We start from the raw sequence: 23,031 nt of genomic DNA, 5'->3' as shown, positions 1-23,031 counted from the left end.
ATTGCGCCTTCGCGAGCAGGCTCGCTCCCACAGATCAGCGCATGGCTTTAGTCCGGCGCATTTGCAAACTCCGGCGCCAGCATCCTCGTCTTCTCCGCCCCATTCGAGTTGTGCTGAACAATCTCGCTCGGCTGCCCCTGTTCATTGAAAAACACCTGTCCGATCCCTGCCGAATTCCACAGCCGTTCCCCGGCCTCGGCATGTTCCGGCGTGTACGGGACGATGCGCATCAGGCGGCGTTTGGTGAACCAGTTCAACGGTGAGCGTGGTGAGTAGAGCCAGCGGTTGAGGCGGTCGAACCATTCCAGCAGCGTTGGCGGGAATTCGTTCTTGATGCCGCTGCTGGTGATCTGCCAGATCCGTGGGCCGGCCTTGCGGTGGCGGATCAGGACTTCGTAGACGAAGGAATAATGCACATCGCCGGACAGCACCACGTAGTTCCCCGGTGTGCGCGAGTGTCGGAAAATGTTCAGTATCACCTGCGCCGCGCCGCGATGGGCCATCCAGTTTTCCGCGTCGACCAGCAGCGGATAACCGCACCAGCTGAACACTTTCTGCACGGTTTCAATCAGCTTCACGCCAAAGATCGGCGCCGGCGACACGATGATTGCCGAAGGGTGATCGAGCAGTTCCTGTTGCAGTTCGCTCAAGGCTTCCCAGTCGAGCAGGCCCGACGGTTGCTTGAGGGCCATCTCGCTGCGCCAGCGCCGGGTGCGCGTATCTATCACCACCAGTGCCGGACTGCTCGGCAACACAAAATGCCACTGCTGAAAACGCAGCAACTGATCAATCAGATCGTCCTGCACCGGCATGTCCAGATAGCCGTCGTCACCGCTGGCGCTCAGTTGCGCGGTCTGCTCCAGCACGTCCTTGAAGGCATCAGGATTGTTGCCCCAGCCCTGACACAACAGATAAGCAATCAGCGCGTTGCCGATGATGCGTTTGGAGAACGGATGGCCGTAGGCGGTTTCCTCCCACTGCGCAGAAAGATTCCAGTCATCGGTGATGTCGTGATCATCGAAAATCATCAGGCTCGGCAGATGCGCCAGCGCCCGCGCGACATTGCCCAGGCCCGCCTTGAAGGCATCAATGCGCGTCTGCTCAAGGTGGTAGCGCTTGCGGCGTTCCGGCGTCAGCGTCGGCGCGTTCGGATTGATCAGCGACCACGGCGTCGGCGACCACACCAGCATGTACATGGCCATGACTTCGGCGAACGTCACCAGGTGATTGTCGGCACTGCTGCTGGTGAAAATCGGCTTACGCGCGCCACCGAAAAATCGCTCGCGCAAGGTCTCGTTGCTCTCTAGCGCCGGTAACAAATCCGCACGGTGGTAGTAGCTGGCCGGGTGTTGGTAGAGCTTGGCGCTGTCGCTGACCACGGCACCGTCAAGGTGCTCATCGAACAGACCCAGACGCTCGATCAGGGCATGAATCGCCCGCAGCATCGGCCCGGCAACGTCGTCGGCATACACCTGATCACCGCTCATCATCAGCAGCGCCGGACGGTGTTGAGCATCGGCTTCGTCGGCCAGCAATTGATCGACGCAGAGCAAACCGTCGGTTGCCGGATGATGCGGCTTGCGGCAGGAGCCGTGGAGCAATTGGTCGATCCGCGAACGCACTACGAGGTTCGCGCAGCTGGCACCAGGGTAAAGCAGATGAGGCGCCCACTCAGCCATACCAATGGCGTCGTCGATCAGCAGGTCGTAAGCGATAAACGTGTCGCAGGGCAGGGCGCTTTCAAGCTGAACGTCTATCAGATGCACGAACGCATGACGGCCTACGGCAATGACCGTGCATTTCTGCGAGTCGAGCGGAATATCTCCTACACCTTGCAGGCGCAAGGTCAGCGACAGTTCACGCGAGCCCACCAGCCACAGCACCACGCGCGTCGGCTCCAGCCGCCGCAGCAACGGACCGGCCAGTACAGGAGGCAGCGAGATCAGGTCATCAGGTGTTGAAAACATTGAGGGCAAAGTTCAAGGCGCACAGGCCGGCGATGATAGCGCAGCCGGCGCCCTGATCCCTTAAATCAGCCTTAAGAGTCGGCTTTTTGCAGTTTCAGCGCCAGCAGACGCCACTCCCCAGCCGTCGCATCAACCCGTGGCAATTCCTGCACGGAGCAATCGAAACGGTAGGTGACATCGTCGCCATTCATGTTGCGCGCAGTGACGCTGTTGCTGAAGCTGTAGACCTGATCCTTGTAGCGATGACTGACCAGCGCTTTGCTGTCAGCAAAACGCGCCGAAGCGGGATAACGCAGGGTGCTGGTGACAAACGGGCTGCACATGACATACGCGATCATCGACTTGTCGGCCTGTGTGTCGCCGCGCAACTTCTTGTTCAGCGCGGCGAGGGCCATGCGACCCTCGTAGTCGCTTTGATTCAGCACCGTTTGTACCGCCATTGATTTCGGCGCCCGGCTGACGTTATTCGGCAACAGTGCGGAGTCCGGCGGGGAAGGCTTGTCGTCCGCTTCGATGGCAGCAAAAACCGGCGCATCTTTCAGCTCGGTGACGGGCGTGACTGCCTCGGCTTCAGGCAACACAGAGGTCGACTCGACGACTGGCGTGTTTTGCGCCTGCGCCTCGTGATCGAACGACGAAGGAAACAGCGAAAAGGTGATCGACAACATCACCAGCCCGACAATGAACCCACCCGCCGCGCCAACGATGTTGCCGTAGAAAATATTCCAGCTGCCGCGGTTCTTCACCACCCAGCGCCACATGAAACCCCAGACAGCGACGAACGCCAGAAAACGCAAAAACTCCATTTGATCCTTTCCTTACCTTTCAACAATCCAAGCGCGGCGCGAGACGATCAGCGAGCACCGACGATGCGCGGCAAGATAGCAAAATAGACGCGCCGTCCGGCTACGGTTGCGGAAAATAATTCGCCGCCAGAAAAATCAACGTGACCATGCCGGCGGCAACGCCACAGGCGCCCGCGAGCAGTTGACGTGCAACCGGATGCGCCGGCTGTCGACGCTTGGCGATCCACAACCACACACCCGCCAGAACGCCCGCGCTGGTCATGAACACCACCAGGCTGTTATGCAGTCCCGGCGCTGCCATGGTGGTGCCGAACAGCCCGTCATAAAGCAGTGTGAAGACAATGCCCGCCACCACAGCGCTGCCCGCTCCGGCAAGGTTTGCCAACAACAGATTCCAGTGCCCGCGCTGTCGCACCACCCAGAACCACATTGCCGCCATGACCACTAAACACAACACAGCATCCATCGGATTTCTTTCCTTGCCACGAGACAGAGGCGACAACTTGTTCGCCTGTTGAGAGTGGACGGAACGATAGCAAAATAGTAGCGTCGCGCCATGCCTTCTCTGTAATGGACTACCCATGTTTTCCACAACCCGTTTGCTGCAACTGCTCGGCGCTCTCACCCTTGCCGTCTCCATTACCCCAGCCTTCTGCTTCGCGAAAGAACACCCGCAAGCCAGCTGGGATTACTACCTCGCCAATTGCCAGCGGATGCAGGAGACAATCGCCGACGTCCAGAGCGGCCGCGTCTCCGCTGCCTATGCACTAACGTCCGGCCTGCAAGACAGCCTCGCCTCCATGAACGAGCGCCGCCTTAACCTGCTACCGCAACACCTCGACTCCAGCGAGTATGCCCACTGCGAAAACGTCGCGGCCCATGCCGAGGCAACCCTGGCCCAAGGCAAAGCCGAGTTCGCCGCGCAAATGCAACGCGGTGTGGAGGAGGGCCGAATTGCGCACCAGAACTCCCCCGCCTATCAACGCGCCCGTTCCCTCGGCTACAGCGACGTCGGCGACATCTCCTTCCTGAAACTGCACGAAGACACTGACGGCGAAGCCCGTCTGAAAACCATGCTCATCACCGTCGACGAAATCTGCGGCCAATACTTCCGCGCCACGCAATACGTGAAGCCGTATGTGATCTACACAGTGCGACCGTCGGATGGCGGCTGTGGCGAAGTGAAGCGTGTTGCGATAGTTGGCGGAGGGCAGCCAGAGAAGGGCGACTACATTGATCCCAATGGCGAATTTCAATACATGGGCTGGAAAAAACTGGTGGGCGCTGACGGCTTCCCAACAGATATTCGAGTGCTTAAAGCACGTCGCTGATCAGGAGAGATACCGGCATGGCTGTAGCGCGGCACTCAAAGAATGTCGCGCAGATACCCCTTCAGTGCGAGCAGCGGCTGCCCCAGCTGCTCCACCGACCGCGCCTGAGCCAACTCCGCCGACAACTTGCGCAACTCCCGCCCCAAGGGCTTCTCGACCCCACCCAAAGCATCCAGCGCCAGGTTCAGGCATTCGTTCATCTTGAACTGAATGGCCTCGACATCGCCGCGTTTCACCAGTAACTCGAAAACGTCTTTCTGATAATCGCCCATGACCATGTCATCGCGCAGGATCGGGCTCAGGCCCTCTTCTTCGTAGGCAAGTTTGAGGGAGAAGAGGGCGACGGTTTCCAGTGAGGTTTCCATGGGGATGTCTGTCAGTGAAGTGGAAGGCTTGAAACCAATGCGCAAAACGCCAGAGGAGGTTTGCCGTGCGGGCGTGATTATACGGGCGGGGATCGCAGTCGAGGCAACCAGCAATCGGGCATCTAAAACCTACAAGCTCGCGCAGCATTGACATCCACTTTGATACGACGCTTTGATTACAAACACTGAACATCAGCGGAGTGACCATCATGGAATACGACATGAAACTGATCGACGACGCCGTCCTTGCTCTCCTGGCTGCCTATAGCTCCGACGACGGCAATGCGTGGAAGGGCTATGACTTCGAAATCATGAACCGCTTGCACGAACAGGGTTTGATCAGTAATCCGGTGAACAGGAACAAGTCGATATGGTTGACGAAGGAAGGGATGGAGCGGGGGCGGGAGATTGCTGAGCGGATGTTTGGGGCTAAGGAATAGGTTGGGCAAGCGCCCGATTCTGGACTTGAGCTGTTGCTCGGCAAGATGACGTCAGTTTTGGCCATGGCTCGCCATGGGGATATGCATACGATTGTCGTTGGTGCGGTTACACGCAGTTCTGCAGGCGAAACGGCAGCGAGTTACTGGATAAGGAATCGGAGGATTTTTGCATTGGGACATCTTCTGAATGAACCACAACTGACTAGGGTCAGAGATGCGTTATCAGAGCCTTTCAATCATTTCCCCACTGATTACGACTACGTCGTTCGTCAGCTCAAGGGCGTTGATCCAGCGGTGCTCTACAAGATTTTTTACTCAGAAGTAGCACCAGTGTGTTTCACAAACATTGCTGCAGTTCTGGCCACTGTATGGACTGGGTTTGACCCTGATTGGCTCAGAACCGAGATAGAGGAGAGGCTCGCGGCGCGACGGCGCAATTGGTTTCGCAGGCAGTACGACAGATTGTTGGTGCGTTGGTTGGAGTACAACTATGACTACATGTGGAAGGAGATAGCCTCTAGGCTATGAGGACGGTTGCATGCGGTTTGGTATTCCTCGATGGTAAAAGTCACCTTTTGTTTCACCTATGCGGTGATTCAGGTCGCTTCAAGCTCAATCGTCGGGCGGGGCTTTAGTGGCCGGCATTGCACCAACCACTTTCCGCCAGACGAAAAAAAAGGCCCTGCTTTCGCAAGACCTTTTTCTCTGTGTTGGTGCCCCGAGGGAGACTCGCTTCTCCCATATTTTACATGGTGTTCAAGGAGTTTTCCGTACAAGGGATACAAATAGGGATACAGAATAGTGGTCACTGCTTCTAGGCAAAGGATAGTTTGCCAAGTCCGATCTCCCCTGCCAAGAGACGGAATATCAGTCGGCCTTCAGGAACGTAATGATTTGCCCTACAAATGCACGAGCTGATGCCAACTCCTCATCCGTCGCGACATCTCTCTGAAGGATCGCTTCGACCCAGCGTGGTCCATGACCACCTACTGATCGACAGAAACCTTCCATTTCACCGTTGGGAGCTACGAATATTCCTAATGAGCTAAGCGATTTCAGCAAGCGTTGAATCGCTAGCGTCGGCTCACCTGCGGAAATGGCGGCTACCCCCGAGTCTTTAACGCGATCCCAAGGTGATGCCTGGCGTGTGAGTTTTTTTATCTCTCGTAGAACTTCCTTTGGTACGACTTCTCCAGGTCCATACCTCTTCAACTGGGCGGTGACTTCGCCTTTGTATTTGTCACCACTTAAAAATACCGCTTTGTCTTCAACTGCTGTTTTAACAGTTTTCCAGTCGTACTCAATAGTCGCCCAATCACCCAGATGTGCTTCAACTATCCGGCGTAGTGGCTGGATGTTGTTTAGCGCATCAAAGTCAACAATTGTCGCTACTGGCACATCTAGTTTTATGAGGGCGCTGATTACGGTAGGTAATCTGTCCTTTCCCCCACTGTAGGTATAATGAATATCAGGGCGAGACTTCTTCTCTGTTGACGCATTTATCAACGCTTCGTAAAAGCGACAGTCTGCATCAGCCTCGGTGATGATTACTCCTTCGTGAAACAGGCCGTCTAGAATATTGCTGAAGCGCAGAATTGGGTCGCGCCACAGTTCAACTACTTGAGCAGACTCTAAGTAAGAAGCGATCGGACTGTTGTTAGGACGCGCAAGCCTGATTACAGAAACTCTCTCTGAGTGTCTATTCAACAGCCCCTGCAGCACCAGACTGCTGTGTGTCGCGATTATTGTTTGGCGGCTGACGCTCAATTCCGCAATGCTCTCAGACAGTAATTTTGCCTGGGGTGGGTGAAGAAACGCTTCTGGTTCATCAATTAGTTGAATCATCCTCTTTTCTGTCATTACTCTCGCAACTATAGATACGAAGCTTCGAACACCATCGCCTTGGGTTTCAAGTCTGTCAAGCTTCTCTAGGCGCTCTAAATAGCTTCTACTAATCCTATCCTCTCCTGGGGCCATCGTTGGACGTTCTCCAGTATAAACTGGGATAGTGTTGCCCGCCGCGCGATGAACTATAAGGTCACGCTTGAATGCTCTATGAAACACCTCTGAAACTGCCGCTTCAAGGTCTGGATCTCTATACATGTGTTGAAACGGGTGGTTCGCGCTGTTCTCAACTCTGCTGTCGAATGCCGGCTGAGGATCGCAATCGGCAAGTCGTGATCTAGTTGTGAGATCCGAAATCGCTTGTTGTGAAAAATAAGGACCTACCGATTCATTATTTTCATTCCACCAAATAGACAGGTTGTTTTCATGGAAGCCGAGGCCTGGAACAGAGTAGCTTCCATTCATATCTCTGTGCGCTGATAGTTCCTCTTTCAGCCCTTCTAAGTCAGGGGCTCTCTTTAATTTCAAGGTTCTTAACGCTGAGGGGAGCGGAATTTCCTGTCGAATGCGGCTTCTAATCGAGTTCAGTGTTGCGCTTTTTCCAGTGTTGTTAGGTCCTATAATTACCAAAATACTATCGTTATCTAAGGTTACTGTTATGTTCCCTTCAAATTCGAGTTCTTTGAGATGAATAGTTGCCATACTTGATGTCCTTATTAGCTCGATTAGGCGTGAGTTGTGTTGCTTGTTATCTGGTGTCGACAGATTGCGCCGGGGACCCTGAAGGGTATCAGCATACACGGGGTCGGAAACCCGCGGGTTCTTGTTAGTGGGAGTTCTCCCAGCTTACTGAAATTTCAGTCATTGAAATCGAAAGCATTTGGTTGAAAAATGACCATCGTTACTGCTTCGGTAACGATGGTCTTTTGTGTTGCTGATTCCGCACGCCCTGAGCCGTCAACCGAGTCAACCTGTCAACCAATGTAAAAAAGTCAGCCCCTACCAAGATCCCGCGGGTTTTATGCCCCGTGTCATTCAGAAATGCCCAGGGTCCCCGGCGACCTCCAAACCTCTTATGCAAATGCACTGGTGAACTGAGTGTTCACCCGGTTCACCTGTTCACTAAGCTGGGCATCTGTCCGCTAACAAAGTCCGGCGGGTTTCCGACCCCGTGTGCAGGCAAACACTACAGGGGCCCCCGTGGTTTTCTGCTTAAGAAAGCAGTATCGCTGCGAGACTATCTACCAATCGCTGATGGTGGCCTTACCACGGGGAGCGGGGTCTTCAATTTAGGCGTGTTACAGCTGTTACGGACGTTACAGGTTGCGTTAACTTGTTGATTTTATTGATGTTTTTTTGCGTAACACAATTTTTATTAACTGCACGGCCGAGTGTTACAGGCGTTTTCCGTGTTACAGAAATTTTAATTTATTAGTCGATTCAGTGAAGAATGCTATCGATTTAGTCAGCACTAATTGTAAGGTCTATATGCTCAAGGGTTCTGATTGACGGAACTGATTGACGAGGAAAGCTCTCTCGCAAACGTTGAGCAAGAGCACCGACTGCGTCCTTCCTCTTTAGCGCATAGTGGATTAGTAAACTTACCACCTGTCTCGCCTGTGCCTTCGCTCCGCGCTCACCATTGTTCGCGATTCCTCGTAACGCGCTTTGCCAACCGCGTTCTGCGGTATTGATATCAATTCGGTCCAACACTGGTTCCAGGCCGTTGGGCCCTATTTGGGCTATTAAGCATAATAACAGCAGCCCATCGTTATAAAAGGTGGGGCTGGCTTGCGATAGGGCTTTCGCGATGCCATCATAATTTGGCTCTAACAGCGCCTTGAGTAATGTCGGACTATTTTTTTCAAGTCGTGCTAATAATAGTGACCCCAACTTCCAGTCGACATGGCCCCACGGGCAGAGCGCAATAAGCTTACCGTCCGATAAGTGTCGCACGGCGCTAGCTGGAGCTAATGCGGCTACCTGGGTCGACATGGTAATAATATTGGCCCCGTTGCGTTCTATCATCGATTCAAGTGCTGGGCGAACTGCCGGTACGGAGTAAGCGATACCCAAAAGCATTCTTGCATCACCAATATCATGAGCCCAGTTTGCACCAATATTTTTGTCGATCGATTGCCAGTCTAGAGCCAGTACGGTTTGCTCAAAACGCTTCGGTGCGGCTTCTTTCAAAAAGCTGAGTAATCCCGCAGCGGACTGAAAGTATCGATCAGTAGTGCATGATAATTTGGCTGCTAAATCTACCGGTTGCCAACAGGAGCAAATTTTTCTGCCTACCTGTCGCATTCGTCTAGTTGGTGCGCGCTTGCCGATGTATATGCATAAGGGGTCGTAAAGTCGTAAAGAATTCCAAACAATATCATTTATTTCATGGAATTCTTGTTGGGGGTTAGCGCGGAGTCGATCAGATATAGCGGGAATAAGAGATTCGATGAGTGTGAAACCGAACTCAGGAGCAAAATAGCAGAAGTGTTCACAAAAATCTGCCGCTACAGATAAATAAGCGTTCTGAGGCCAACAAGAGACTTTACGGTGGCATGCATTTTGGTCAATGTTTTCTAGATATTTGGTTTTCCATGTGTGATTGTTCCCAGCCCGTATCATAGAAATCAGATTGGCTATTTCACCAGCATGCATAGCATCTGCGGTATTCATCAAAAGGGCTAGTTTAGACGGGTTAACAAGTTCGACTATTTCTTCACCAAGTTTCGGCTGAGTGTTAAAGATATCATTAATCACCCAGCCGAGCGCATAGCAGGCGCCTTTGGGGGCCGCCTCGATCCAACCTGCTAAAATCGCTCTGTGGTCAGAAATGTCAAAAATATCATTCGCCAAATATCCATTTAAGCTGTTAAGTACCCAACAGGCGTGGAGAATTTCAACAGGAGTGGCGGCGGTCCAGCAACGCTTAAGTATGGGCAAAAGCCACTCGGCTTTGACTAGCTTGGTCCACTGACGGAATTCGCCAGAGTGCGCCAATTCTCTGAGTAACACACTGATGCCTGCCATCGACGTTCCTTCGTCGCGGAGCACCCGTTCAAGTATTTTGGCAATGATTTTCCGGCCTTCATCCGACTGGCCGTCGAGAATACGCTGAAGGAGTACGCTCGCGAGACGTTGATGGGGACACCGGAGATCAGTGTGAGCAATCAACACCCGTTGGGAAACCAACCATTTAACTGCAGCAACGGTATTTTGGTTGGAACTCTCGTCGCCGAGCAGGGTAATTAACATATCATGAGTGCATCGGGCATCTCGGGAGGCTAACTGTTGAATAGCTAATGCTGCAAGAATTAGATCCGCGCCGGCCGCACGGGCTGAACTCGCTATCGAACTAGAACGCCTCCAGCCTCCTCCCAATATGAAGCAGAACTGCCAAGGAAATTGTGACTGTTCCGCAGCATGTTCAAGGCGTTGGCTAAGCGGCTCCTCTCCTGGTCGATCACCCACTCGATCATCAGCCCGGCGTACCGCTGAAAGTGTCGCTTCTGGATTTGACTTTAGCCCCTCTGCAATTACTCGTACGGCACGTTTAGTATCGAGTTGAATTGCACCGGGAGACCCTCCTTGATCGTCCGAGACAGTGTGCGCGCTAAGTATCCATCGGGATGCCGTTGCGTGCTCTTCTAGTTCGCGTAACAGCGCCGGACGGGTTAAATGGGCATCATCAATTAAATACAAGGTTGGTAATGAGCTACTATCATCAAAAAGCCTCACGCTATTCGCGGGATCAGCCAATCGTAGGACCCGCCATCCGCGCGCTCTTAGTTTTCGGGCAGTTTGAAGAATGCAGATCGATTTTCCTGCTCCCGGCACCCCTGAGAGTCGAGCGGAACCAGCACGTTCAAGATCTGCGATAAGACTCCCAACCTCAGGCAGCTCTGGGCAAGCGACGACATCCGCAGGACCGAGTGATCGGCCCATCAACGCCGGACCTAAATCCCGTGCTGTTTCAAATTGTACTTCGGACCAAACCGTCGTACTCGCGGCAGCTACTGTTTGATCTACATCGAAACCAATGTGCCGACGGGATTGATCCAGCTGGTCCACGCCTAGCATTGCACGCAACATTGCGATTATTTGCGATAAATGATTCGCATGCTCCGGGTAAAACTCTTCTATCACTTTTGGGTGACTGGACATCAACGCTTGGATGGTCTCCCAGCCGATTGCAACGACTGGAAATCGCCCAGCTTTGTGACGTCGCTCAGAAAGGATGCGTGCGTATTCCTGAAGAGGGCCATCGTTTGGGGCAGTGGTAGCAAACGTCCAGTGTGACAGCGGAGGCTTGAAGCTTTCTGCCTTGGCAAGTTCTGATTCAAATTCCTCGATTGATGCCTTCGATCCATACGCCCCGTTTTTACCTTTGCACTGCACGCCAAAGACTTCACCTGGCTTGGTACTGGGTGTTCCGAAGACGTCAACGCCCTGTTGCTTCTGGCCAGTTCGCCCATTTTTTTGGGTTAGAGGTGCTTCCCAAGCAGCGGCGTATAAGGCGCGTATCAGGTCCTCGAATTTTTCCCATGATTTTGGCGGCGCTATCTGCTTATCGATAAACTCCATCAGTACCGCCACTTCCATTCTGCTCGTCTTGCCTCGAACACTACCTCCTTTGAAGCGCTGGGACAATCTTCGCTCGAACCGCGTATGTGCTACGATCTGTGAATTCAACTGGCGACTTATCTGCCTGCTGAGGGGATAAGGCGCCTACTATAATTGTTGGTATGGAAGTTATATGTCACTACTTAAAGCCAGTCTCGATGCTATTCAACAAAAAGCAAAAGAGCGAACGGTTAAAACTCAAACAATTGAGTATGATTTAGAGACGCTGGTAAAGAAAATAAAGAAGGGAATTATCAAGTTGAATCCCGACTATCAACGAAACCATCGGTGGTCGGACGAATACTCGTCACGGTTGATTGAGAGCTTGGTTCTGAATATACCGATTCCGATAATATATATATCTCAAGACGTCGATGTTGATGATGAGGTGGAAGAAGAGGCTGCAAGGTATTCGGTAATTGATGGGCAGCAGCGTCTTACAGCAATCTACAACTATTTTGAAGCTAAATACAGTCTCAAGGGGCTTGAGGTGCTTTCTGAACTAAATGGAGCGTCTTATAAGGATTTGCCCCCTTTTCTCACAAGGCGGTTAGAGGAGCGTACAATTCGCTGTCTTCGAATCGACTCAACGGTAGATACTCAGGTCAAGTTTGATATATTTGAACGCTTGAACAGTGGTTCGGTAAAGTTAGAGGCGCAAGAGTTGCGCAACGCTACCTGCAGAGGGCCTTTTAAGGATCTGATCAAAGAATTAGCAAAAAATGAGCATTTTGTTAAGGCTGCAAATCTAACGGCAAAGTCTAAGCGTTTGGAAAAAATGGAAGATGAAGAGCTTGTGTTGCGATATTTTGCAATCAGTTATCAGGATGGATATAAAGACTATAAGGGGCAGTTTAAAAGGTTTTTAACGCTGAAGATGGAGGAGTTTAATAAGTTAGGGGTTTCTGAGTTAAAAAAAATGAAGGCGAATTTCGTTTCGTCAATGAAAAATATTGATGAGCATTTTGGAGATAAGCCCTTCGCGAAATACAGGTTGCAGGCAGGCAAGGCCATTCCTCAAGAGATGTCGTCTTTCAATGCAGCCGTTTTTGATGCGGTGAGTTATTATTTTTCTCGCGTTAAAGAAATAAAGCCAGGGTCCCATAAAAAATTCGTAAAACTGTTCTCTGATGCCAGTTTTTTTGATTCGGTAGAAGGGAGTGTAAACGATGTTTCAAAAATTCATGTCCGGATTCAAAAAACCTTGGGCGCGTTATCATAATGTCAACGTTTTTACAGGACTTTACTTTAAGTCTCGACTCCAAGTGGGCCGAGATTGATACGTTAATTAGTAGGGCAAAAGAACTTAAAACTGAAGATGCTGCATTCTATAATGCAATTTGCAGATCTACTACGGTTCTGATTGTGGCTCACTTAGAGGGCTTTACGAAAGATTTGATAAAAAATGTCGTTGCAGACTTAAACAGAAGTGATAGTTTTGTGATGCTTCCTAACGCTGTTAAGCGTACGTATTGCGTTAAGTATATAGGGGCTCCAGTAGATGGAGATTCAAAGTCTTATAATAAAAAAATAGAAACCCTTATTTCTAAATTTGATGATTTGAACAGTAAAATTTCACATGAGCCGTTTTTCTATTCTCGAAATAAGAATCCATCATCTTCTGTATTGATTACTGCTTTTGAGAATTTTGGTATTACCAAAGTATTTGATTATTTGCATGAGTCGGAATTGGACGTCATTTTTTCTTCTTCAGTTCCTGAGGCTAGGGAGAAGTCTGCTCTCCTCAAAAATCTCGTTGTAACGGGGTCTGAAATTTACCCTTATAAGATAGAGGGTTTAGGGCTGGGAATAGAGAAAAAGAAAACTTCGAAGAAAACGTTATGGGAGGAGTTTGTTGATCAGATAAACGCTAAAAGACATTTGGTCGCGCATGGTAATGAATTTGATAATAACGATGATATATCTGAGCTTGAAAGGCGCCGGGTCATAGTGGAGCTTCTCCAGTATGCCTTGATCGCAATAATGATTGAGAGTTTGAATGGATAGTGGTTTTTTGTATGGTGTTGGCCTATAGTCGAGTGTTTTTTTCTTGATTGGTCGGCGAAATTTATATTGTTTCTGATGCTTTTGTTTGTTGTCAAATTTTTAGATGGTTACTCCGAATAAAGCACGTCGCTGAAGTCTTGCCGTAGATGTTTTTATGTATTGACTCGTATCATAATAAGATATGGTTCATAAAAAGAGCCCGATAGGGCCCTTTTTCAGATGAAGCGATCTTACTTCTTCATCCAGCTTTCAACCTCGTCGGCTCCGTGCTTGGTTTTCCATTCTTTTAGGGTTTTGTGATTACCGCCTTTAGTTTCAACCACCTCACCATTGTGCGGGTTCTTGTAAACCTTCAGCTCTCTAGGCTTGCGCTTGCCAGGTGCCGCCGCCGGCATTGGGGCGCGCTTTGTGCTCTGTGGATCCAGCAGGTTGATGATGTGCTTGAGGCTGAAACCGTACTGATTCAGTAGCTCGCGCAGCTTGGTCTCGAACTCGATCTCTTTTTTCAGCGCGCCGTCGCTCTTCATCGTCTCCAGTGCTTGGAGTTGATCGGCGAGGTGTTTTTCCAGCTGACGGTATTCGGCAAGTTTGGACATGATTGTTTCCTATGGTTATTTGATGATCTTTTGAATGTTCGTGCGGCTAACAAGTTCAGCGCTATTCTGACAATTTCAGATACTCTCGAATGCTGAGGATTTCAGCCTTGATCAATTTTACGGTGAGATTCTCGACTTTCGTTTTTATGCGAGGTTTGTCCACGAATTCCAGCATTTCCTTTAAGGAGCCTATCCGTGCTTTCAGTAGGTCTTTCCAGTTGGGATGATTTCTGAGGTCTATTTGAATAATCATTTTGGAGCCTGTGGAGGTTTGAACAGCCTACCTGCGTAGGCTGTTTCGGTGGATCAGCGAGCTACAGTGAAAGGATGTCTTGCACGCTGTACTGGCGGGATAGCTCCAACAGTTCGCGCCAGTTCCAGCTGTGGAAGTCTTCGCCTTCTTTTGGAAGTACCAGCTTCATCAGGCTGAGGTGTTCGCCTCCAAGCATCCCTTCGGTAGCCCACAGCTTGCCGCCCAACTCCATCAGCGCTTGCGCTTGTTCGTTCCACTGTTCTTCAAGCACAGTGCGGGCAAGGTACATCGCGGTTTCTAGGGTCGAACTGTATTCCCTTTGCGCTTCGGCAATGTGCTGGTCAACGATGGCCAGCTCCTGTTCCAACGCAGTGATGATCAGGTGTTGGCGACGATTGTGTTCGGTCGCCGTCGCCAGGTTTTTCGCGGCCTTCTGCGCATCGGCATTGGCGTTCTTTTCGCCCTCGGTATCGCCCCAAGCCACTGCCTGCGCATAAGCGGTGGCGGCATCGGTTTCGGCTTGCCGGGCCTTGGTCATGTCCTCTTCCGCTTGCTGCTGGATTTGCGCCAAGCGGGTGCTGAGGCTGTCGCGTTTTTCGTTGAGCTCTAGCTCATCGGCTTTCCAGTTCGCCATCGACTCGGTGTAACCCGCCATCAGGGTTTCATGATTGAGCAGCTTCTCGCGGCGAGTGATCTTCGCATCGAGCAGCCAGGCATGGTGCTTATTGGAGTCGTATGGGAGTTTCAGGCTGCTGTGCTCCTTGCGGATTTCGGTCAGCCGGTCCTCCTCGATGATCCCATCGCCTTCCAATAGCTCCTCCAAAGGCGCCATCTTGGCGTAGTGCTGTTCAGCGTCGTTCAGGTGTTTATCACGTTGGGCGGTCAGTTGGTTGATCTCATCGATCAACCGTTGCTTCTTTTCGCAATGACCGGTCGCGGCAGTGCTGTCCGAAACCGGATGTGCTAGCCCGGCGGTCTCTCGGCCGGCCAGCAGTTCGTGTTGTTCGGTAGAAGCTTGGAATTCGTTCATCTGTCTTGTTCCTTCAAAAATTGGGTTTGGGTTGAATGAGCGGCTGGCGAGGCCAGGAATAAGCCGGCGCTACCTCGATCAGCAGACGTGCCTTCAGGCAGCCCGAGCCTCGCTCTCATCCGTTCCCGGAATCCTCTTCACGATGTAGCAGCGCTGGGGCCCAAGTCCGGGCAATCGGACTAGACTCGACGCCTTGCCGTCGCTGGCCGGTTCCAGCACGCCGCGCTGCAACAACTCCTTGTTCACGGCGTTGATGTTCATGCCCCGGAAAATCTCGGAGCGCCACGCTTCGGGTAGTACGTAATAGGTATTGGTTGTGTGCATGGTGTCGCCCATGCCGTGTTCCAGTGTCTTGCGAAAGCCGAGGCGGTCGATGGTGCGCGGGCCGTGTTCGTCGATCTTGGCCGCCGCCGATTCCCACCGGGTGAAGCGGCTTTCACCGAAGCGCTCGATGACCTGGCGCAGCCGCGCCAAGATCGCATCACCCTCGAAGTTCCCGGCTCCACCTCGCTCGTTCATCCATGCGTTCAAACACACGCGAGCGGCTGTGGTGGCAGTCCCATCCGGCCAACCGGTGATACCCATTGCGGTGGCCAGCTCACCCGCTGCGGCCGCGAGGCCGAAGCGAGCGGCTGCACGGTGTGCCTGTCCGCTGGCCGAGGCCGGGAGCGACTGGGCGATAAACCCTTCCAGCGTGCGGCGCAGGATGGCGGACCAACCGTGACGTTTGCCGGGTTCGCACAGCGCCGTGAGGAATGCAGTGAGTGGAGTACCGTAATATTTCGCTACTCGTGCCTTGAGCGCGTCGGACAGTGCCGCCGCATCCTCAAAACCGTTAAGCACATCGAACATGCCAAGGCCTTTGCTGGCATCGGCCGGGACAGCGAGCATGCGCACTTCCATACCCGCTTTCAGTTCCTTGTTCGCTTCGGCCATGTGCTGGGCCAACGTCTTCTCGCCGGTGGAGAGAAATAGCAAACGCCACTCCTGCACCTGTCGGCCTGCTTGGCCTCGATCATTAGCGCGAGCTTTACCGGTGCCATTGCCGAGCATGTAAACCGTCTCGCCGATGATGCGCGGATCGCACATGCCGATTTCATCGAGTACCAGGAGCCCGTCCGAATGTGCTGCTGCGATAGATTCCAGCGCGTTATCGGTAGAACGCCACGAACGCACCAAGCGTGGTCCGCCGTACACCGATGCGGCGACTTGCAGGTGAGTGGTCTTGCCGCCAGAGCTGTCGCCGTAGAGGTGAAAGCCACCCGACTCATGGCCGAGCATGTGCAGAAGCGGACCCGCGAAGGCCACGCCGACGACAAACGCCAAGCGATGGTTGCCGACGCACAGCGCGCCGATCTGCTGTTGCCATTGTTCCAATGTGCCTGCTTCGCTGATCGGCGGAAGCTGCGCACCCGCTTCGTAGAAGTGCAGGTGTTCGCTGTGCGTGCCGACTTGCTGCTCGGGCAGTAGAAAGGCGGTGTCATGCCAACCCAAGCGCGTGACCAACCGTGCCCTTTGGGCGCTGTCGAAACCGCCGAGATAGCTCTGCAGGTCATTGCGTGCATTGCGTCCTGAACGACTGCCTGCAAGCCGCAGGCCCATGTCTACCAGAGGGCCGAGTACGTCTTTGCCGAAGTCACCCGTCATGGTGCGCGCCGGAATGTTCCAGCGCTTCTTGGCGCCGTCGGGATCGTCAAATTTAACCAACAAACCCCAGTTCTGCCCCTTGTCGTCGCGAGTACGGGCAAGGATCTCCAGTGGCGAGCAAACCGGACGCGCTTCGCCGTCGTCACCGGCATAAAACACACCTTCGGACGTCAATCGAAAGCCACCGGGCATCAGATCGTTTTTCGATTTTGTCGGGCGCTTGGTTGCGGGTTTCGTCCTCGCTTCCGGCTTGGCTTCAGCCTGCTCCGTGGATGGTTTTTCCTCGACCAAGCCATACAGCTCGCCGCTGTTTTGCAGCTCGGCGAAATGGGCGGCTGTCCAATTCTTGATGAGCGCATCGGCAGCGTCATCACCGTCATCCCATTGACCACCTTTGAAGAAGGTGGCGCGGCCACTCTTCAGCGTGGGCTTTCGTTTGAACGAGTCCAGAGCGATGAACCGAACCGAGGCGGCGCCGATTTCACGCACCTTCTCGGCGACGGCTTCCATGCAAGCTTTACCGCTGTCGTCGTTGTCAGGCCACAGCAGTACATCTCGGCCTTTCAGCGGTGCCAGGTCGGCTTTGTGCCAAGAGTTGGAACCGTTCGGCCAGCAGGTGGCCACGTGGCTCGGCAGCAGTTCGGCGGCAGCGTCGGCAGCTTTCTCGCCTTCGCACACAACTACCGGTGCATCACTGCGCTCAGCCAGTTCATCAAGGCGCAACAGCGGACGTGGATCGGGCAGACCCTGCCAGCGCCATTGTTTGGTTTGGCCATCGGCGCGCTCGCACCATGTAAGTGGTGCAAATACCTTCTTCGGCTTGCCGTCCTCATCGGGCGAGAGGTCGAAGCGGTAGAGCGCCATAAGCGGATTGCCTTGTGTGTCACGGTAGATCCACACCTTGGACGGTGCGCCGTGCTGCCGATGCTTGGCAGGGCACTTGTTCATGGCCTCTGCTGGGATCGGCTGAATGGCAATCCACTCAGGGGTTTTCGTCTTGGCAGGCGCGTTCTTCGCCTGGGCGGTGCCGGGCGCAACATTCAGTAGGTCTGCGAGTTTGTTGCAGGCCTCGACGTCGGTGCCGCCGTCCAGATAGCGCACCAGATCAATCAGGTCACCGCCCTTGTCGCCGGTAGCAAAGTCGGCCCATGTGCCCTTGCTCAGATTGATCTTGAGCGAACCGGCGCGCTTATCGCTGCGTGTCGGATTCGGAGCGGTGTATTCCTTGCCGCCGTCGACGCGCTTGCCATTGGGCAGCCAGTGCGACAAGACACGATCAATGTCTTTCAGTGCAGCGGCTTTCACGTCGGCAAAGCTTGGACGCTTTGCGGAGGTGCTCGGGCGTTGGCTCATGCGTCAGCCCTCGGCAGAAACAATGCGTCGTTGATGTCATCGATCAGAGCTTTAGCCATCTCGCCTAGGTACATGGCAGGCCAACTGAAACGCTCACCGCTGTCACTCATGGCGGCGTCGAAATTAAGTTGGTTGGCGTGATGCTGCAGCAGGGAAACCATCTCCAGTGCGTCTTCGACCGGTACTCCGGCATTGACCCGGAACAACTTCAAATCGGAGGCGTTCACGCGAGTGAACGTGGCATGCCCGAGGGTGGTGGAGGTGGTCATAGCGCACCGCCTTTCTGCGCAGCAGGCATCGAGGTGGAGTCGCCGTGCAAGGTCAGCGTCTTGATCAAGCCAAGTGTGCCGCGCACGTCCCAGAGGACGGCTGCGATGACGTGATTAGCAAGGCGCGAGGAGTCGTTTTCGAAGTGTTCTTCAAGCAGCGTCAGCACCGAGTCGGCGCGAGCAATGGCGCAGGTGATGGCGTCGATGGGCACACCGGCTTCTGCGGTCGGATTCACGCAGAGCAGGTCTTCGGGCAGGGCGAAACTCAAAGCGTTGTTCATTGGGCACCGCCTGCGGTTTCGAGTGCGCGGGCTTTGGCCATGTGAGCGTTGTAACGGGAGAGGCGTGTAGCGAGGCTGGAGTTGGCGTGTAAAGCGGCGAGAGCCATTGCACGGTGTGCAGCGGCGCGAATTTTGGACGGATTGAGGGCGTATTGCATTTGTGAAGGCTCCTTGTACTGAGGAACCGCCACCGTCTGCCGCCAAGCAGATTAGGGTGACGGATTGCGCAGGATTGGCGGACCGGCGTACAAGGAGACCGGCGCACCCGAGGGTGCTCCTACGCAACCCGCCATAACACGGGAATGCGGGCACAAAAAAAGCGCCTGCAATCGTAATGGGGGCGCTGTTGCGCCTTGTACTGTTTGGGCCGCCAAGCCCAATCGCTGAATTTGCAGCGACGGCCAGAGAGTAACGTCCGTTTTTCGAAAGTGCAACTGCGCTGATGGCTTGCGGTTTTTTCAGGTGCGGCATAAATTGTTCGTGCATGTAGATTGACCTCAACGCCTCCGGATCGCCCCCGGAGGCGTTTTCGTTTCAGGCATGGGCTTCCCAGCGCAGGGATAGGAGCGGTAGGAAGCCGCCGCTGAGCATCGAGCGGGCGTCTTCATAGGCTTGGGCTTGCTGGCCTTCGTCGACGATCACTGCGCCGGTTTTTTCGCAGTGAAGGGAGAGGGCGCACCAGGTACCGTCGGCCCAACTCAGTACGCTGACCACGCGGCCTCGCTTTTCCTGTTGGCTGCGGTGGCGTTCAATGCGCTGCATGAGGCGAGTAGAGAATCCGATCCGGCGCAGCACGGAGAACGGATGCATCAAGGCGTTATCAGCGATCTTGCGATTCATGCTGCCTCCTGCGCATTAGCGAACAGTGGCGGCGGTGTTTCACCTTTGAGCCAGGCGAGGATCTTGCTGTCTTCAACACAGCGGCGACGGTGTACAACGACCATCTGCTCACGGCGTTGTGCAACACACTCCTCGACATAACCGTTCAGGTCGGAGGTCAAGCGCATATCTTGATGAGCGCGCTCGCTTGTCGTCTTCTCGACGGCAAGATCCTCATCAATGATGCGTTGCCATACCGCCGGATCGTTCGCGAATCCCGCTGATTGATCGACGAGCCAGTAGGTAACCCAGTCGGTCATGCCGCGCGATTTCAACGAGGCGAGGCGGCTTTCGCTCATAGCAAAAAAGCCGGAGCCGTGAACGCTCGAAAACTCCCTGCGCACCGCATTTTTGCGGATCAGCTCGGGCAGTTCCCAAGGATTGGCTTTGAGTGGAAGTGCGAGGCCGTCAGGGCTGAAAAAGAACGCTTTTTGCTCTTCGCCGTTCCAGCTCACACCCGCAATAGTGCGATGGCGCCAGTTGATCGCCCCGGGCTGGTAGAGGCGGAATCCGATGCTGTAGGAGTCTAGAAATGGTCCCTTGAAAGGGCAGTAATTGCGCTTCATGCGGCCACCTGGTCACGGGCGGCGATACGCGCTCGTGTCCACGCCTGTACCTCTCCCAATACCCATGCAACGGGAGCACTTCGGGCGTTGCTGGTACTCAGCTTCACTGGCAGCGGGAATCCGCTCTCAGGTCGGCGCATGAGCTTGTAGATAGTCGGGCGTGCGAGCCCTACGATTGAAATGACCTCCGGCATGCGAATGAGCGTCGTAGCGGGGTCGTGCGGGGTGATGGTTTTTAGTTGGGTAGTCATAGCGATCCAAACCTGTGTGAATAGAGACAACAGGTCATACGCTACGGAGGGGAGAGGGAACGGACTGTGTCTGTTCCCCTTTTTATTTCAAGGGTCTAAGGCCTAGCGCGGTCAAATGCTCTCGGATGGTTTTTTTTGTGCCATGTACTGTTTGATCGAAAAGAAGGTTGGTTAGCTCCGCATCGCTAAGGCTTCGCTTCTCAATCTTGCGTCCCTCAATAATCGTTTCTGCGGCAGCCTTGATTTTTGACCGTCGATCCATGGCCTCCGTTTGTGTTTTTGAGCTGGGGTCTAGGTTGCCTTTACCTGCCTCTTGGCCACGCCTCGTTGCTTTCGCTGAGAAAGCTTCGTCGAGTAGTCGGCGCATTAGACTTGATGTGTTGAAACCATTTTTGGATACATCCATGCGCTCCACTTGTTGATAAAAATTTGCCATCAACAGCGTCTGATTAGCCTCTCCCATAAAAACAGCAAATTGCTCTCGTGCTCGAATTTCAAGTCCGCTACGTCGATATCGTTCTTTCTCAATGAGGGCGAGGTACTGGCGCGGCGATTCATTTCTCAGTTGCTCTATCAGGTCGGCATCGATGTCGTAAGTCGCTAGCTCAAGTTCGAACAGCCAATTCGCGAGGACCTCCAATGCTTGGGTACCGAGCACTAGGGCGAAGGCCGCGACCAGTTGCGAGTCCGTTGCTTGATGATTGAAGCCTGGGAGCTGTCGAATGACATTTGGCAAAGAGCCGGCTTCCGTGGCACTAGCATGTTCGTCGATGACATCACGGAGTCGAAACAAGGTTCCTGTGACGCGCTCGGCACAGAGCGCGTAGGCCCCATCCTCAAGCCAGAATGAAGTGGCGGCATTGATAAGATCGAATGTTTCTCGAAAATAGTCGTTGAACTGCGGGTACAGCGTTAACTCTAGAACAGCTGTTTCGATATCGTCCATGTCCCTAATTAGGCATTCGACGTCGACTCCTGCAATTTCCAGCTCCCCTAAGTCAGTGTCCAGTTCAATATCCATTCTGGCTCCCCCGTCGCCCCGGAATCGGCGTGTTATCGCAGCGGCGCACGTCAAATGGATAGGCCGCCAGCATGGCTGAGGGGGGTAGAGTCTTGTTACACGATTCAGGGACGTTACACATAGAAAGGGCCAATGTTTTGCCGCGTGTAACTGGAAATAAAACCAATGAAATCAATTGGTTGCCGTTTTTAGTTACACCTGTAACACGCGTTACACTGGTTTTGCACTGGGTGATAGGTAGGGAAGTCATATTGCCTTTCCAAACTGGCCTTGCACTACATTGCCAGCTGCAAGTCCATCAAGATGATCGGCATACCACTGCATCATCGTTACGCGCTGCTCTAAGTATTGAGCTTTGTTGTAGACCCCTGAAATACCTTCTTCCTTGTGTGCTAGCTGCGCTTCAACATGCTCCTTCGGCCAGCCATGTTCTCGAAGCAATGTACTCGCTGTGTGTCGAGTACCGTGCCCAACGAGGCGACCTTTGTAGCCGATGGTCGCGAAGACTTTGTTAATTGTGTTTTCGCTGATGGTAGGGTTCTTGGCTCCTACGCCGGGAAAAAGCCAGCGACTCCGTCCTGTTAGGCAGTGCAGTTCCTTAAGGGCGGTAACCGCTTGCTGGGGCAAAGGGCACACAAAATCCCGACGCATCTTCATCTTGGCGGCGGGCGTAGTCCAGATGGCTTTCTCAAGGTCGAACTCTTTCCATTCGGCCAAGCGCACCATGCCTGGACGCGATGCTGTCCATAAACAAAGCCATGCAGCTGTGCGGGCTGTCAGTCTGCTCGGAGTGTTTTTTAGTGCGTGAAGAAATTCAGCCAGCTCAGGTTCAAGCAAGTGTGGGTGTTGCTGAGTCTTAGGGGCCTGCGCTGCAATATCACGAAGGCGGCTGCCCGGATCGTTTTCAGTCACTCCTAATCCGATAGCACGGCCGAAAATCTGGTTGACCCAGGTGCGACACTTTTCCGCCACGTTGTGTGCGTTTCGGGCTTCGAGGGATGCCTGAAGATTCGCGCAGTCGGTACGGGTTATTTCATCGAGTGGCTTATCTCCCAATGCTGGGAGTATGTCTTTGTCGAGGTAGGTGCGAATTTTGTTAAGGGTGGAGGTGGCGAGGCCCTTTTCCTCTTTGGCCTTCAGCCAAGCTTCAGCAGCCGCTCGAAAGGTTCTAGTCTTGGCAGCGTTAATGGCTGCTTTGGCAGATCTCTTCTGTTCGAGAGGATCGGCACCGCTACTTACGATCTTGCGTAGATCGGCCGCTTTGTCTCGTGCAAGTGCACCGCTTACTTCCGGGTAACCCCCGAGCCCCATCCATGCCCAATTGCCCGCCGGACGTTTGTAGCGAAGCTGCCAAGACTTGCCACCATCAGGTTTGACCCTGAAATAGAGGCCGTTTCCGTCTAGCTCCCGGTATTCCTTTGATTCCGGCTCCAATCCCGCGAGTGTCGTGTCAGCGAGAGGGCGGCGCTTGATGTCTGCGCGCTTCATCCTTGTATCCCAA

22 protein-coding genes are annotated in these 23,031 nt (G+C 53.5%); 5 read left to right on the top strand and 17 right to left on the bottom strand.

Annotated features, from left to right (window positions below; translation table 11 throughout):
- Positions 1–47 precede the first annotated feature (47 nt).
- The 3 genes from AB9L16_RS20960 to AB9L16_RS20950 form a co-directional block, all read right to left on the bottom strand.
- Positions 48–1,967: an alkaline phosphatase D family protein gene (locus tag AB9L16_RS20960; RefSeq protein WP_375122659.1), complete on the bottom strand. Its 1,920-nt coding sequence runs from the start codon at positions 1,965–1,967 to the stop codon at positions 48–50.
- A gap of 71 nt (positions 1,968–2,038) precedes the next feature.
- Positions 2,039–2,773: a hypothetical protein gene (locus AB9L16_RS20955; protein ID WP_056790172.1), complete on the bottom strand. Its 735-nt coding sequence runs from the start codon at positions 2,771–2,773 to the stop codon at positions 2,039–2,041.
- 100 nt (positions 2,774–2,873) lie between these two features.
- On the bottom strand, positions 2,874–3,239 hold the full coding sequence (locus AB9L16_RS20950; protein ID WP_016773311.1) for a hypothetical protein: 366 nt from the start codon (positions 3,237–3,239) through the stop codon (positions 2,874–2,876).
- Positions 3,240–3,354: 115 nt separating this feature from the next.
- Between AB9L16_RS20950 and AB9L16_RS20945 the strand changes: the two genes are divergently transcribed.
- A complete protein-coding gene (locus AB9L16_RS20945) occupies positions 3,355–4,104 on the top strand; it encodes a hypothetical protein (RefSeq protein ID WP_056790170.1) in 750 nt (249 codons plus the stop codon).
- Between the two features lie 35 nt (positions 4,105–4,139).
- Here the strand turns inward: AB9L16_RS20945 and AB9L16_RS20940 are convergent, their stop codons facing one another.
- Complete coding sequence (locus tag AB9L16_RS20940; RefSeq protein ID WP_016773313.1) at positions 4,140–4,469, bottom strand: hypothetical protein; 330 nt, start codon at positions 4,467–4,469, stop codon at positions 4,140–4,142.
- Between the two features lie 221 nt (positions 4,470–4,690).
- Here AB9L16_RS20940 and AB9L16_RS20935 point away from each other — a divergent pair, with 221 nt between their 5' ends.
- Together AB9L16_RS20935 and AB9L16_RS20930 are read left to right on the top strand one after the other, a co-directional pair.
- Positions 4,691–4,909 (top strand): DUF6429 family protein, encoded by a 219-nt coding sequence (locus tag AB9L16_RS20935; protein ID WP_236708192.1) that lies wholly within the window; start codon positions 4,691–4,693, stop codon positions 4,907–4,909.
- Positions 4,910–5,080: 171 nt separating this feature from the next.
- Positions 5,081–5,437 (top strand): hypothetical protein, encoded by a 357-nt coding sequence (locus AB9L16_RS20930; protein ID WP_236249004.1) that lies wholly within the window; start codon positions 5,081–5,083, stop codon positions 5,435–5,437.
- A gap of 339 nt (positions 5,438–5,776) precedes the next feature.
- On the opposite strand, the gene AB9L16_RS20925 is transcribed toward AB9L16_RS20930, so the two are convergent.
- Together AB9L16_RS20925 and AB9L16_RS20920 are read right to left on the bottom strand one after the other, a co-directional pair.
- On the bottom strand, positions 5,777–7,456 hold the full coding sequence (locus AB9L16_RS20925) for an ATP-dependent endonuclease (protein WP_375122657.1): 1,680 nt from the start codon (positions 7,454–7,456) through the stop codon (positions 5,777–5,779).
- 759 nt (positions 7,457–8,215) lie between these two features.
- Positions 8,216–11,356, bottom strand: a complete 3,141-nt coding sequence (locus AB9L16_RS20920) for a hypothetical protein (RefSeq protein ID WP_375122656.1) — start codon at positions 11,354–11,356, stop codon at positions 8,216–8,218.
- A 154-nt stretch (positions 11,357–11,510) separates the two neighbouring features.
- Here AB9L16_RS20920 and AB9L16_RS20915 point away from each other — a divergent pair, with 154 nt between their 5' ends.
- Both AB9L16_RS20915 and AB9L16_RS20910 read left to right on the top strand, forming a co-directional pair.
- Complete coding sequence (locus AB9L16_RS20915) at positions 11,511–12,599, top strand: DUF262 domain-containing protein (protein ID WP_375122654.1); 1,089 nt, start codon at positions 11,511–11,513, stop codon at positions 12,597–12,599.
- Positions 12,599–13,384, top strand: coding sequence for a HEPN domain-containing protein (locus AB9L16_RS20910; protein WP_375122653.1), 786 nt, complete (start codon positions 12,599–12,601; stop codon positions 13,382–13,384). Before AB9L16_RS20915 ends, AB9L16_RS20910 begins: the two co-directional genes overlap by 1 nt.
- A 230-nt stretch (positions 13,385–13,614) precedes the next feature.
- Here AB9L16_RS20910 and AB9L16_RS20905 read toward each other — a convergent pair whose 3' ends face one another.
- From AB9L16_RS20905 to AB9L16_RS20855, 11 genes are all read right to left on the bottom strand, one after another.
- Positions 13,615–13,980: a histone-like nucleoid-structuring protein, MvaT/MvaU family gene (locus AB9L16_RS20905; RefSeq protein ID WP_375122652.1), complete on the bottom strand. Its 366-nt coding sequence runs from the start codon at positions 13,978–13,980 to the stop codon at positions 13,615–13,617.
- Between the two features lie 314 nt (positions 13,981–14,294).
- A complete protein-coding gene (locus AB9L16_RS20900) occupies positions 14,295–15,137 on the bottom strand; it encodes a chromosome segregation protein SMC (protein WP_375123780.1) in 843 nt (280 codons plus the stop codon).
- Between the two features lie 219 nt (positions 15,138–15,356).
- Positions 15,357–18,263, bottom strand: coding sequence for a DUF927 domain-containing protein (locus AB9L16_RS20895; RefSeq protein ID WP_375122651.1), 2,907 nt, complete (start codon positions 18,261–18,263; stop codon positions 15,357–15,359).
- Positions 18,260–18,532, bottom strand: a complete 273-nt coding sequence (locus tag AB9L16_RS20890) for a DUF3077 domain-containing protein (RefSeq protein WP_083354187.1) — start codon at positions 18,530–18,532, stop codon at positions 18,260–18,262. Before AB9L16_RS20890 ends, AB9L16_RS20895 begins: the two co-directional genes overlap by 4 nt.
- Positions 18,529–18,813, bottom strand: a complete 285-nt coding sequence (locus AB9L16_RS20885) for a hypothetical protein (RefSeq protein WP_083354188.1) — start codon at positions 18,811–18,813, stop codon at positions 18,529–18,531. Before AB9L16_RS20885 ends, AB9L16_RS20890 begins: the two co-directional genes overlap by 4 nt.
- Complete coding sequence (locus tag AB9L16_RS20880) at positions 18,810–18,971, bottom strand: hypothetical protein (protein WP_172791593.1); 162 nt, start codon at positions 18,969–18,971, stop codon at positions 18,810–18,812. Before AB9L16_RS20880 ends, AB9L16_RS20885 begins: the two co-directional genes overlap by 4 nt.
- Positions 18,972–19,347: 376 nt before the next feature.
- Positions 19,348–19,653: a hypothetical protein gene (locus AB9L16_RS20875; RefSeq protein ID WP_375122650.1), complete on the bottom strand. Its 306-nt coding sequence runs from the start codon at positions 19,651–19,653 to the stop codon at positions 19,348–19,350.
- Positions 19,650–20,258, bottom strand: a complete 609-nt coding sequence (locus AB9L16_RS20870; protein ID WP_375122649.1) for a hypothetical protein — start codon at positions 20,256–20,258, stop codon at positions 19,650–19,652. The genes AB9L16_RS20875 and AB9L16_RS20870 overlap by 4 nt, the downstream gene beginning before the upstream one ends.
- Positions 20,255–20,509: a helix-turn-helix transcriptional regulator gene (locus AB9L16_RS20865; protein ID WP_375122648.1), complete on the bottom strand. Its 255-nt coding sequence runs from the start codon at positions 20,507–20,509 to the stop codon at positions 20,255–20,257. Before AB9L16_RS20865 ends, AB9L16_RS20870 begins: the two co-directional genes overlap by 4 nt.
- A gap of 82 nt (positions 20,510–20,591) precedes the next feature.
- Positions 20,592–21,530 (bottom strand): hypothetical protein, encoded by a 939-nt coding sequence (locus AB9L16_RS20860; RefSeq protein WP_375122647.1) that lies wholly within the window; start codon positions 21,528–21,530, stop codon positions 20,592–20,594.
- A gap of 246 nt (positions 21,531–21,776) precedes the next feature.
- On the bottom strand, positions 21,777–23,018 hold the full coding sequence (locus tag AB9L16_RS20855) for a tyrosine-type recombinase/integrase (RefSeq protein WP_375122646.1): 1,242 nt from the start codon (positions 23,016–23,018) through the stop codon (positions 21,777–21,779).
- Between the last annotated feature and the right edge of the window lie 13 nt (positions 23,019–23,031).

The sequence above is a fragment of the Pseudomonas sp. LW8 genome (genome assembly GCF_041956865.1).
Taxonomy (GTDB): domain Bacteria; phylum Pseudomonadota; class Gammaproteobacteria; order Pseudomonadales; family Pseudomonadaceae; genus Aquipseudomonas; species Aquipseudomonas siliginis.
The sequence above is the reverse complement of the archived record's forward strand: the minus strand, read 5'-3'. Positions and strand labels throughout refer to the sequence as shown.

What these genes read in the sequence shown, in the direction of transcription:
- AB9L16_RS20870 (WP_375122649.1), bottom strand. Translation starts at nt 20,258, where the DNA reads ATGAAGCGCAATTACTGCCCTTTCAAGGGACCATTTCTAGACTCCTAC.
- AB9L16_RS20945 (WP_056790170.1), top strand. Translation starts at nt 3,355, where the DNA reads ATGTTTTCCACAACCCGTTTGCTGCAACTGCTCGGCGCTCTCACCCTT.
- AB9L16_RS20895 (WP_375122651.1), bottom strand. Translation starts at nt 18,263, where the DNA reads ATGAGCCAACGCCCGAGCACCTCCGCAAAGCGTCCAAGCTTTGCCGAC.
- AB9L16_RS20855 (WP_375122646.1), bottom strand. Translation starts at nt 23,018, where the DNA reads ATGAAGCGCGCAGACATCAAGCGCCGCCCTCTCGCTGACACGACACTC.
- AB9L16_RS20920 (WP_375122656.1), bottom strand. Translation starts at nt 11,356, where the DNA reads ATGGAAGTGGCGGTACTGATGGAGTTTATCGATAAGCAGATAGCGCCG.
- AB9L16_RS20865 (WP_375122648.1), bottom strand. Translation starts at nt 20,509, where the DNA reads ATGACTACCCAACTAAAAACCATCACCCCGCACGACCCCGCTACGACG.
- AB9L16_RS20960 (WP_375122659.1), bottom strand. Translation starts at nt 1,967, where the DNA reads ATGTTTTCAACACCTGATGACCTGATCTCGCTGCCTCCTGTACTGGCC.
- AB9L16_RS20905 (WP_375122652.1), bottom strand. Translation starts at nt 13,980, where the DNA reads ATGTCCAAACTTGCCGAATACCGTCAGCTGGAAAAACACCTCGCCGAT.
- AB9L16_RS20860 (WP_375122647.1), bottom strand. Translation starts at nt 21,530, where the DNA reads ATGGATATTGAACTGGACACTGACTTAGGGGAGCTGGAAATTGCAGGA.
- AB9L16_RS20935 (WP_236708192.1), top strand. Translation starts at nt 4,691, where the DNA reads ATGAAACTGATCGACGACGCCGTCCTTGCTCTCCTGGCTGCCTATAGC.
- AB9L16_RS20940 (WP_016773313.1), bottom strand. Translation starts at nt 4,469, where the DNA reads ATGGAAACCTCACTGGAAACCGTCGCCCTCTTCTCCCTCAAACTTGCC.
- AB9L16_RS20890 (WP_083354187.1), bottom strand. Translation starts at nt 18,532, where the DNA reads ATGACCACCTCCACCACCCTCGGGCATGCCACGTTCACTCGCGTGAAC.
- AB9L16_RS20875 (WP_375122650.1), bottom strand. Translation starts at nt 19,653, where the DNA reads ATGAATCGCAAGATCGCTGATAACGCCTTGATGCATCCGTTCTCCGTG.
- AB9L16_RS20885 (WP_083354188.1), bottom strand. Translation starts at nt 18,813, where the DNA reads ATGAACAACGCTTTGAGTTTCGCCCTGCCCGAAGACCTGCTCTGCGTG.
- AB9L16_RS20910 (WP_375122653.1), top strand. Translation starts at nt 12,599, where the DNA reads ATGTCAACGTTTTTACAGGACTTTACTTTAAGTCTCGACTCCAAGTGG.
- AB9L16_RS20955 (WP_056790172.1), bottom strand. Translation starts at nt 2,773, where the DNA reads ATGGAGTTTTTGCGTTTTCTGGCGTTCGTCGCTGTCTGGGGTTTCATG.
- AB9L16_RS20925 (WP_375122657.1), bottom strand. Translation starts at nt 7,456, where the DNA reads ATGGCAACTATTCATCTCAAAGAACTCGAATTTGAAGGGAACATAACA.
- AB9L16_RS20950 (WP_016773311.1), bottom strand. Translation starts at nt 3,239, where the DNA reads ATGGATGCTGTGTTGTGTTTAGTGGTCATGGCGGCAATGTGGTTCTGG.
- AB9L16_RS20915 (WP_375122654.1), top strand. Translation starts at nt 11,511, where the DNA reads ATGTCACTACTTAAAGCCAGTCTCGATGCTATTCAACAAAAAGCAAAA.
- AB9L16_RS20880 (WP_172791593.1), bottom strand. Translation starts at nt 18,971, where the DNA reads ATGCAATACGCCCTCAATCCGTCCAAAATTCGCGCCGCTGCACACCGT.